The following is a 9,777-nucleotide window of genomic DNA, read 5'->3' as shown; positions in this document are numbered from 1 at the left end:
TCCCACATGAAGAACACGTCCACGTCAGTGAACTCCTCGAACGCTACGATCACGACATCCACCGAACTGCCCTCCATCGCCGAACGCGCCGATGAGGGGCGCAACCGCGCGCAGCGCGGAGGCGTCCGCTCCATGGGCTGGTTAGGCGTCTTTTTTTTGGTCATGTCTGATTGCCCAAAGCGGGATTGCGAATAGGGTCAAGAATCCTGCGTTCAGGATCGCATTTTGCCAGTAGCCCGAGAGTAAAGAATAGGCCGTATCTGGGATGAACCAAACCAGCAGGCTTGTGGCGATTAAATTCCAGGCGCGTGGGTGTTTCGTCTGGAGGAAGTCTTTTACAACAAAGAACAATATGCTTCCCCAGCCGACCATAACCCCACCGAGAACTGCATGAACCAGCGAAATGTACCGGACTTGTTCGGTTCCAAACGCCTCGACGCTTGTTGGGGATGAATACACGAGAAGCGAAAAAGCTTGCCTTGTAGTCTCTGGAAGTAAGACTAGGGCTAAGCCGAATGCGGCCACGCCTGCCGATACGATAAGCAGCCAGGTGATCCAGAACTGACTCGGTTGTCTTGTGTTTTTCATATGCGCTCCCCGTCTGGTTATTTCGCAATCCTGCTCTTGAGAGCGAACCGTTGCGATAACCTGCGGGGTAATGACGCCTAACTCGTGTTTCTGCCGTGGCGGTGTTTGCTCCCTCGTGGGGAGAGTTATGCCGCAGCGGTCATAATGACGATCTTGGTGTGTTGTGCCGCAAACAGCTGTCGTCAGGCTTACTGTGAGATTTTTCACTTTTTGTCAGAAATGCCCTTTCGCAACCATTCTGTAGGCGAAGGTTAACGCTACCTCAGGGAATAGTATACCAAGAAAATGACAACGATTTTAAACTTTCTGGTCGCTCTTGCTACGCTCCTCTTCCTCCACCGTGATGGACGGAAAGCGAAACTGCGATGATCTACCCCCATGTCCTCAACCGAGGAGCTCAAGGTGTTCGGAGTCCCTTAGACCGGTAGCCGCTGGGACACGAGGTAGATATGCAGTGCGGAGATGTCGGCGGGGTTGATGCCGGGGATTCTTGCCGCTTGCCCGAGCGTGGCGGGACGGAGGCGGCTCCATTTTTCGAGGGCCTCGTTGGCAATCGACGGGACGAGTGCGTAGTCCAGGTCGGTGGGGAGGGCGAGGTGATCGGCGCGGCGGGCGACATCGATCTGCATCTCCTCGCGGCGGATGTAGGCATCGTAGCGGGCGGTGATGAAGCACTGCTCTAGGCCGTCGGCGTAGTGCGTGGGATCGAGTCCGGCGAGCTGGGCGACCGACTCCAGGTTCACTTCGGGGCGGCGGAGGAGGTCAAGGTAGGACAGGCGCGTCGTGATGGGCGCAAAGCCAAGGGCTTCGAGGCGTGCGCTGTCCAGTCCTCCGACGGTGTTCTCCGTGAGGGTTTTCTCCACATGCTCGATGCGTGCCTTGCGCTCCTGGAAAAGCTCCCACTGGGCATCGCCCACCAGTCCGAGGGCGCGGCCCATCGGGGTGAGCCTAAGATCGGCGTTGTCGTTGCGCAGGGTCAAGCGAAACTCGGCGCGGCTGGTGAGCAGGCGATAGGGGTCGTTCACGCCTTTAGTGACCAGATCGTCCACCATGACGCCCATGTAGGCATCGCTGCGGGTCAGGCTCCACGGCTTGCGGCCCTGCACATAGAGCGCCGCGTTGGCACCCGCGATCAGCCCCTGGCCCGCCGCTTCTTCGTAGCCCGACGTCCCATTGATCTGCCCGGCAAAGAACAGCCCCTCGACCCGCTTGGTCATGAGCGCCGACGTTAATTCCGTGGGCGGGACGGCATCGTACTCCACGGCGTAGCCCGGCTTGAGCATCACGGCGTCTTCGAGGCCGGGGAGCGTCTTGACAAACTCCGCCTGGACTTCGGCTGGGAGGCTCGTGCTCATGCCCTGGACATAGACCTGCGGCGTGTCCCAGCCCTCGATCTCCAGAAAGACCTGGTGGCGCTCTTTATCAGCGAAGCGTACCACTTTATCTTCAATACTGGGGCAGTAGCGTGGCCCGACTCCCTCTATCTGTCCGCCGTACATCGCCGAGCGGTGGAGGTTCTCGCGGATGACCTTATGGGTTGCGTCGTTGGTCCAGGTGAGGTAGGCCGCCAGGAGTCCCGTGTGGGATTTTTTAGCTGTCCGAAAGCTCAGCGAGGGACAGTCCGGCTCACTGGGTTGTGCCTCGGTGCGGGAAAAGTCAATCGTGTTCTTATCCATCCGGGGGGTCGTCCCCGTCTTGAGCCGTAGCAGCGGAAAGCCCAAGCTCGACAGGCTCGCCGAGAGCCCGTAGGCCGCCGCCTCATCGTTGCGCCCCGCTTCCCACTTATCCTCGCCCCGGTGGCAGAGCCCGCGCAGAAACGTCCCCGTGGTAACGACGACCGTCTTGGCCGGAAGCTGCGTCCCATCCGACAGCGTGACGCCACAAATACGCCCGCCTTCGGCGAGCAAATTTTCTACCATCGCCTCACGGAGCGTCAGATTCTCTTGGGCCGCGAGATAAGCCTGCATCGCGGCGGGGTACTTCTCGACATCCACCTGCGCCCGTATCGCCCGGACGGCGGGGCCTTTGCCCGTGTTGAGCATCCGAATGTGCGTCAGAGTCGCATCGGAGATGAGCCCCATCGCCCCCCCAAGCGCGTCTACTTCTCGCACCACATGGCCTTTTGCTGGGCCGCCAATCGAGCAGTTGCACGGCAGCCACCCGATCCGATCCAAGCGCCCCGTTACCAGAAGCGTCTTACAGCCCAGTCGCGCCGAAGCCAGCGCCGCCTCGCACCCCGCGTGCCCGCCTCCGATTACTAGAACATCAAACATCTAAATTTGGCTCCACAGTCCAGTCTTCTGTACGAAGTCCTGGGATCTTATCAAAGTCTCGCCGATTACGGGTCAAAACGGTTGCATTCGTCTTTGAAAAATGCTGATATGATCCGTATCAAGCAGATAGATCATTCGTTGGTATCTATCTCACGGGCAAGGCGTCGCTCCTCTTCGCGCTCTGCCTGAATCTGTTGATCCATCTCCTCAAAAAGGGGATTATTTGCGAAGATTCCGACACAGGTCTTTAAAAAATCAGGGTGTGTCTTACCGACCACTCCAGGACGCTGTGGGCTTACTTGTGCTTTGAGCCACTCGACATCGGCTTCAAGATGGCGAATTCTTTCTTCGGTTGTTACGGACATGGTGCTAACCTCTGTGTCTATTGTATCGTTTGGCAGTTCAGCGCTGCTTAACTTACACGCGAAGAACCAAGACACTCTTGGGGCAAGTGGTGACGGCGCGAAACGAGACGCTTCCTAGTGTGAGGCGCTCTAAAAGCGTGTGGCCTTTGGCACCCAGAATCAGCAGGTCCGCGTCTGCTGCGCTCAGGGTTGTCTCAATCGCATCGGAGATGGAGCCGTGGGCAACCACGCTGTGTATGGCCTCCGCAGGCAAGCCTAGCTTCTCCCCGAGCGCTTTTGCGGCTGCCCCCGTCACTTCTTCAGGGGTGCGAACCGGGCGACCGTAGGCCTCGTGCGCGATCTCTTGGGCGAGCTGGTCCATATCGGCTTTGTAGGGAGCGGGGAGCACATGCAGAACGGGGAGATGTCCGATCCCTTGTGGTGCCCCTGCCGTCAGCTTCTCCAGCGCTTTGTCCATGTACTCTGAGTGGTCGGTGGCAACGACAACACGCAGAGGACGTTGTGGCGCGGCACCTCGGGTGAGGAGTACGCTCTGCGAAGCCCCCTCGACCAGGGCACGCGCGACACTGCCTAGAAAGAAAGCCGCGAGCGAGTTTTTATCGGAGCCACGCACGGCCAGCAAGTCCGTGTGCGTCTCGTCGGCGCGGTTGAGAAGCTCCCTAACCGGGTTGCCAATCTTGACACGCACGCTGGCACTGCCGCTGCGCTCTTTTAGATCGCGCTCAATCTGGCGAGCGGTTTTCTCTTGAAGACGCTCAGTCTGATCTGCTGCCAGAAAAGGGTCGAGTGCCCAAGTAACGCCGCTCTGCTGCGGGACGACATGCATCCACTCCTCCGCCAGGTCTTTGAAGCTAAAGCGACGTACCCACCCCGCGACCTCACTAGCCCCTTCGGCTTGATCCACCCCAATGAGAACACGCACTATCTTGCCCCTCCGTTTCTAGTGGTGATTGTATCGGTTTTTAGTTGGCTTTGACATCATCGTGTTGGCGGATTCGGGTAAAATCTCGTGGTGAAAAAAGTGACGGCGGAGTGGGTGGTGAAGCAGCTCGATAAAGAGTACGGCGAGCTTGCGTGGCGCTCGCATGGGGAGCCACTGGATGCGCTGATGCAGACGATTCTCTCCCAGGCGACCTCGGATGTGAATAGTGGCCGGGCCTTTGATAGCCTGAGGCGTGCGTTTCCGGGCGGCTGGGACGAGGTTCGCCTAGCCGAAGTGCGCGATATCGCCGATGCTATTCGCTGTGGAGGGCTTGCGGATGCCAAAGCGCCGCGCCTTCGAGCCGTTCTACAGGAGATTCATGAGCGAGTCGGTAGCACCAGCCTGGAGTTTCTCAAGACAACCCCAACGGAAGAGGCAAAGGCGTTTCTAAATAGCTTTCACGGCGTGGGGCCAAAGACCACGGCGTGCGTTCTGATGTTCTCCCTGGGGCGGCCCGTGCTGCCTGTAGATACGCATGTCTTCCGGGTCTCTCATCGGCTAGGTCTCATTGACGAGAAGCTTGGGGAGGCGAAGGCACATAATGCGCTCCAGAGCCAGCTTAAAGATCCCGACGTTTATTCGTATCATGTGCATCTCATTCGGCATGGGCGGCGGGTCTGTGTCGCCCAGCAACCACGCTGCGAGGAGTGCGTTTTGGGGAGCAAGTGTGCCTATCGGCAGGCGGGCGGTAGGCTCTCGAAAAAAACTTTGCCACAAAATTTACCGGGAACGCTTCATGGTTTGAAGGAAAAGGTAGGAGAAGGGTCGAACAAGGTGTAAGCGATGCAGAAAGTACCACAACCAACCGAGAAAAAGAAGTCAGCTCTCTCCCGGTCGAGCCTTGCCAAAACGGCACAGTTCACTGTGACGATGGTGATGGCTCCCAAAGATGGCCCCAAAGACACGCAGGTCTTTCAGATCGCGGTGAGTGGCGCGAGAGGCCGCCTAGACTACAAAGACAAGGCACTAGGCGAGGTGCGCTATGTGGTCAATGAAAAAGGGGCTTTCTTCTTTATCCCCGCAAATAAAGCGGCACAGAAGATGAACCTCAAGATTGAGGATGGCCTCAGTACGGTTTTTGCTCAGGCTAGCGAGGTTCTGGCAGGAGCACAAAAGACGGGTAAAGTAACCGTGGCGGGAATTGCCTGTGACGTCTATAAAAACCCACGCACAGGCTCCGTGGTGTATCTGGGGACAACGCCGGGGTTTACCCTGCCGGTAAAGCTTGAGATGCGAAACGCTGGAGGAATGCAGACGATGCAAGCCTCCCAAATCAAACTCAATGGAAGTATTCCGGAGGCACTCTTTACGCTTCCGGCAGGCACACAGATTATTGAAGGGCAAGGGGGGCCATCCGGTCTTCCTGGCTCACGGTAAAACAGAAAGTTTATAAAGTGAGGATCGTATGCAGAGCAAGGCATTAGGTACGCTTTTGGTCACCCTTGGAGTGGCTGCTGTCTCATCGGCACAGGTTGCCTTTCAGGTCGCGGGGCCACAGAACGGGGCAACCGTGCGGGAGACCGTCAAGATTCGCATTCCCCGTACGGCGCTTGAGGGGGTGAAGTACCTCGCTCTGGGTGTAGATGGCAAGTTCCGCGCTGGGGTGATGGTGCCTGCACCGGGCCAGAAAGTTGATACTGATTTTATCGTCAGCGATGGCAAGCCATTGTCGATGGTGACGTTGCTCTGGAATACCAAAGCTAAAATACGCGATGCGGAAAAAGACATCATCCTTGATGGTGTTGATGATGGCCCGCACACACTAGAGCTGATCGCCTATGATGCGGGTAACAAGAAACTTGGCAAGCAGACCCTGACTCTGACGGTGAACAACCGTGGCGATCTGCGCATGCCCTCCGATGGAATTGCACTCGCCTACCGTTTCGCGGTGGGAGAGCAGGTAGAGTACAAGCAGCGCACCGATCTTGAGTACGTCAACGATGTCAAAGTGCCCACGAACACCGTGATTAGCCAGCGTCGCAGTGGCTACTCTTCCCAGGGACGTGGGATGAGCGGCGGTACGATGGGGGGAATGGCAGGTGGCCCCGGTGGCATGATGGGGGGCGATGGTGAAAGCATGAGCGGCTCTGGCGGCATGGGGCGTGGCGGTCGTGGCATGATGAGTGGCTCTGGCGGCCCTGGCGGCATGATGAGTGGCTCTGGCGGCCCTGGCGGCATGATGAGCGGCTCTGGCGGCATGGGCAAAGGTGGCATGATGAGCGGCTCTGGTGGTATGGGTGGTCGTGGCATGATGGGCGGTTCTGGCGGCATGATGGGCGGTCCTGGCGGCATGATGGGCGGCGACGGTGGTATGGGAGGAATGATGGGCGGCGGTGGAGCAAGCCCCTTTGGTAATGGTGATATTGCCGGTCCTTACCGCATTCCGGTTCAGACGGTCAAGGCGAACTACATCCGTACGACCGAAGATCGGCTGGCTGCCAGCGACTTCTTTATTCGCGATCGCGTCCAAGATGGAACGATTATCTCCGCAGCAGGCTCCGCTCGTCTGCAAGATATCTACGATTTCAAGTCGCGCTACCGCTCTGTAAACTCCTCGGGGCGCATTCTCGATCCCGGTATCGCCAATGGGGCACGGCCTGGAGCCTATGTGGCTCTGCCCATGATTGAGCTGGGAGGGAAGCGACGTGTGGGGCAGAAGTGGACAACACGAGCCCCCTTACTTCTCGAATGGGCGACGCTGGACACACCTACCATGGTGACAGTTGAGAACACTCTGGAAGGTCTTGAGTGGGAGAGTGGTTACCAGTGTGCCAAGATCCACCAGACCTTTACTCAACGAGCTAATGTCCAGATTTTTGGCGGAGCGGGCAAGATCGAAAAAGCCAAGGTTAAGATGGATCGCACGATCTGGTTTAGCTACAAGGCGGGCAAGATCATCAAGACAGAGACAATCACCGAAGTTGAAGGGGATGCACCCTCGGATATCCTCAGCGCGATGGTGCCACAGGCCGGTGTCGGTGGTGGCATGGGCGGCATGATGGGCGGTGGTGATGGTGAAGGTATGATGGGCGGCCCTGGTGGCATGGGGGGCATGATGGGTGGCCCTGGTGGCATGGGGGGAGGTAAGTCCATGCCCGGTGCCGCTGGGATGGGAAGCATGGGCGGTGGTAGTGGGGCTGGCTTTGGTGGCATGCAGTCTGGCCAGCAAATGGAATCTCCCAAGGTTCCTGCCAAGTTCCGCTCCACCACCGTGGTAGAGCTTGTGGTTCCTGCTCCTGTGGTGAAAGCCGCGGCGGCGACGATTAAAAAATAGTTGTTTTTAGCCTCGCTTAAAAGACCTCTCTGAAATTTCAGAGGGGTCTTTTTTCGCCGATATAATAAAGCTTGTTATGGCACTATTTCGAAAAAAGAAACCTGTCCCTCATGATGGCCAGATGGAGCTCGTAGAGCATCTGGCTGAGCTACGCAACCGAATTTTTCGCGCCATTCTTTACTTAGTTGTGGGAATGGTTCTGACGTATAACTTCTTCAAGCCACTCTATAATCTGATCAATGAGCCTCTTCAACGTGCCCTTGCCGATCATAACCAGCATGGCGTGATTGCTCTTGCGTCTGTGCAAGATGCCTTTTTCCTGAAACTCCAGGTGAGCTTTTTTGCAGGCTTGGCAGTAACTCTCCCTCTTCTGGTGATGGAACTTTGGGGCTTTATCAAGCCTGCTCTCACCGCGAAGGAACGTGAGCCCGTCAAGTTTCTCGCTCCTTTTTCAGTGTTGCTCTTTCTGGCGGGTGTCGGAACCGGTTATGCGGTGCTTCCTCTTGCCTTCGACTGGATGGTGGGCTATATCGGTGACATTCCCGATGCCACCTTGCTACAAGATGCTGCGAAGTATATCCTTCTCGCCGTTAAGATTATCCTTGCCTTCGGAATTGCTTTCCAGCTTCCCGTTATCTTGCTCTTCTTAGCTCGTGTTGGGATTCTGACCTCGAAGCTGATGCTGACCTACTGGCGGCATGCCGTTGTGGTACTGGCGGCGCTCGCCGCGATCTTTGTTCCCTCCAACGACCCCGTGACTATGATCATGATGGCGGTTCCGATGGCAGGGCTCTATGTTCTCTCAATCAGCCTTGTGAAAGCCTTTGAGCCCAAGGAAGATGGCTCAGCGAACCGCCCTCTACTCACCATGATCTTAGTCTCTCTGGCTCCTGCGGTGATGCTTGCAGGAGTGAGCTACTGGATCACGCGCCAGCGAGCCGTGCCCATGCCTCCGAAGCCGGGAATGGGAACCACTACTTTAGCTCCTACGCCCGCACCTACTCCGACTCCCCTGCCTCTAGGAACTCAGACCACAGAGCAACGTCTTGCGGCGCTGGAAGAGAAAGTCGAGAAGCAAGCCGAGGAGCTGAAAGCGCTTCGCACTGCGCTGGAGCCGAAGAGCCCTGGGACTCCAAAAGCCGTACCAGCAGCCACACCCGAACCTACTCCTAATCCGATCAACCCCAACATGCCACAGGATGGTCGCTGATGGAGCTACGCAACGTTCGTATCGTCACGCCAGAGCAGGTGATCGAGAACGGTAGCCTGAGCATTGCCAGCGGACGGATCGTCGCGATTCGAGAGACGACCGGAGTACCGTCGGGTCTGACGGTACTCCCCGGCTTTATTGACCTGCATATCCACGGTGGTGGCGGCGCAGACACGATGGATGCGACCCCGGAGGCACTGGCGACGATCTGCCGCACGCACGCGGCGCACGGCACCACGCGCCTTCTGGCCACGACGATCACCCAGAGCGATGCGGCCATTACGGCGGCGCTTGCCAATGTTGCACGACACATGGGCTCCCCTAGTATTGGGGGTGGGGGGGGCTTGCTTGGGGGAATTCATCTCGAAGGCCCCTATATTAGCCCTGGCAAGCCTGGCGCACAGCCCAAAGAGTTCGTGCGCCGCTACGACGAGGCTGAGTTTTCAGGCTGGCTGGAGGCAGCGCAGGGGACGATGCGGCAGATCACACTAGCGTCGGAGCAACCCGGCGGTGAGGCGCTGATCGCCGCCTGCAACGCCGCTGGAGTCGTGATCTCGCTGGGCCACACCGATGCCACAGCAGACCAAACGAAAGCAGCGATTGCACTTGGGGCACGGCAGGCGACCCATCTCTTCAACGCGATGAACGGCACTCACCACCGCAACCCCGGCCCGATCCCGGTCTTTATGACGGATCTACGGGTGCGTGTGGAGGTAATCGCCGATGGGCACCATGTCGCGCCGGAGGTGATCGCCATGACCTACGCCGCCGCCGGGGCAAAGCGCTTTATCGCCATCACGGATGCCATGGCGGGCGCAGGCAACGGCGACGGGCTCTACAAGCTCGGTGGCCACGATGTCACCGTCGCCAACGGACGCGCCACGCTCGCCGATGGGACGCTGGCAGGCTCGGTACTGACCATGGATCAGGCCGCGCGAAATCTTCGCACTTGGTGCGGTCTGGGCTGGCAAGAAATCGCGCAAGTCACCGCCACCAACGCGGCCGATCAGCAAGGCTGGCTCGACACAGGCCGCCTCACCGAAGGCTCCCTCTCGGACTTGGTTCTGGTGGACGATGGGATCAAT

General features: G+C 58.1%; 9 protein-coding genes. 5 read left to right on the top strand and 4 right to left on the bottom strand.

What is annotated here, in order from left to right:
* Positions 1–141: 141 nt before the first annotated feature.
* The 4 genes from AC1XOS_RS15490 to AC1XOS_RS15475 all read right to left on the bottom strand — a co-directional run bounded on the left by AC1XOS_RS15490 (position 142) and on the right by AC1XOS_RS15475 (position 4,148).
* A complete protein-coding gene (locus AC1XOS_RS15490; protein WP_481963126.1) occupies positions 142–588 on the bottom strand; it encodes a hypothetical protein in 447 nt (148 codons plus the stop codon).
* Between the two features lie 416 nt (positions 589–1,004).
* Positions 1,005–2,861, bottom strand: a complete 1,857-nt coding sequence (mnmG, locus tag AC1XOS_RS15485; RefSeq protein ID WP_481963125.1) for a tRNA uridine-5-carboxymethylaminomethyl(34) synthesis enzyme MnmG — start codon at positions 2,859–2,861, stop codon at positions 1,005–1,007.
* Between the two features lie 131 nt (positions 2,862–2,992).
* Positions 2,993–3,226, bottom strand: a complete 234-nt coding sequence (locus AC1XOS_RS15480) for a hypothetical protein (protein ID WP_309719661.1) — start codon at positions 3,224–3,226, stop codon at positions 2,993–2,995.
* A 52-nt stretch (positions 3,227–3,278) separates the two neighbouring features.
* Positions 3,279–4,148, bottom strand: coding sequence for a universal stress protein (locus tag AC1XOS_RS15475; RefSeq protein WP_481963124.1), 870 nt, complete (start codon positions 4,146–4,148; stop codon positions 3,279–3,281).
* 90 nt (positions 4,149–4,238) lie between these two features.
* On the opposite strand from AC1XOS_RS15475, the gene AC1XOS_RS15470 reads away from it, so the two are divergent.
* From AC1XOS_RS15470 to nagA, 5 genes are all read left to right on the top strand, one after another.
* Positions 4,239–4,988: an endonuclease III domain-containing protein gene (locus AC1XOS_RS15470; protein ID WP_481963123.1), complete on the top strand. Its 750-nt coding sequence runs from the start codon at positions 4,239–4,241 to the stop codon at positions 4,986–4,988.
* Between the two features lie 3 nt (positions 4,989–4,991).
* Positions 4,992–5,585: a LolA family protein gene (locus AC1XOS_RS15465; RefSeq protein ID WP_481963122.1), complete on the top strand. Its 594-nt coding sequence runs from the start codon at positions 4,992–4,994 to the stop codon at positions 5,583–5,585.
* A gap of 28 nt (positions 5,586–5,613) precedes the next feature.
* On the top strand, positions 5,614–7,482 hold the full coding sequence (locus AC1XOS_RS15460; RefSeq protein ID WP_481963127.1) for a hypothetical protein: 1,869 nt from the start codon (positions 5,614–5,616) through the stop codon (positions 7,480–7,482).
* Between the two features lie 76 nt (positions 7,483–7,558).
* Complete coding sequence (tatC, locus tag AC1XOS_RS15455; protein WP_481963121.1) at positions 7,559–8,692, top strand: twin-arginine translocase subunit TatC; 1,134 nt, start codon at positions 7,559–7,561, stop codon at positions 8,690–8,692.
* On the top strand, positions 8,692–9,777 hold a 1,086-nt coding region (gene nagA, locus AC1XOS_RS15450), incomplete at its 3' end, for an N-acetylglucosamine-6-phosphate deacetylase (protein WP_481963120.1). The genes tatC and nagA, both read left to right, overlap by 1 nt.

The organism is Armatimonas sp. (assembly GCF_964826245.1).
This window is presented reverse-complemented; position numbering and strand designations above follow the sequence as displayed.

What these genes read in the sequence shown, in the direction of transcription:
- AC1XOS_RS15490 (WP_481963126.1), bottom strand. Translation starts at nt 588, where the DNA reads ATGAAAAACACAAGACAACCGAGTCAGTTCTGGATCACCTGGCTGCTT.
- mnmG (WP_481963125.1), bottom strand. Translation starts at nt 2,861, where the DNA reads ATGTTTGATGTTCTAGTAATCGGAGGCGGGCACGCGGGGTGCGAGGCG.
- AC1XOS_RS15480 (WP_309719661.1), bottom strand. Translation starts at nt 3,226, where the DNA reads ATGTCCGTAACAACCGAAGAAAGAATTCGCCATCTTGAAGCCGATGTC.
- AC1XOS_RS15465 (WP_481963122.1), top strand. Translation starts at nt 4,992, where the DNA reads ATGCAGAAAGTACCACAACCAACCGAGAAAAAGAAGTCAGCTCTCTCC.
- AC1XOS_RS15460 (WP_481963127.1), top strand. Translation starts at nt 5,614, where the DNA reads ATGCAGAGCAAGGCATTAGGTACGCTTTTGGTCACCCTTGGAGTGGCT.
- tatC (WP_481963121.1), top strand. Translation starts at nt 7,559, where the DNA reads ATGGCACTATTTCGAAAAAAGAAACCTGTCCCTCATGATGGCCAGATG.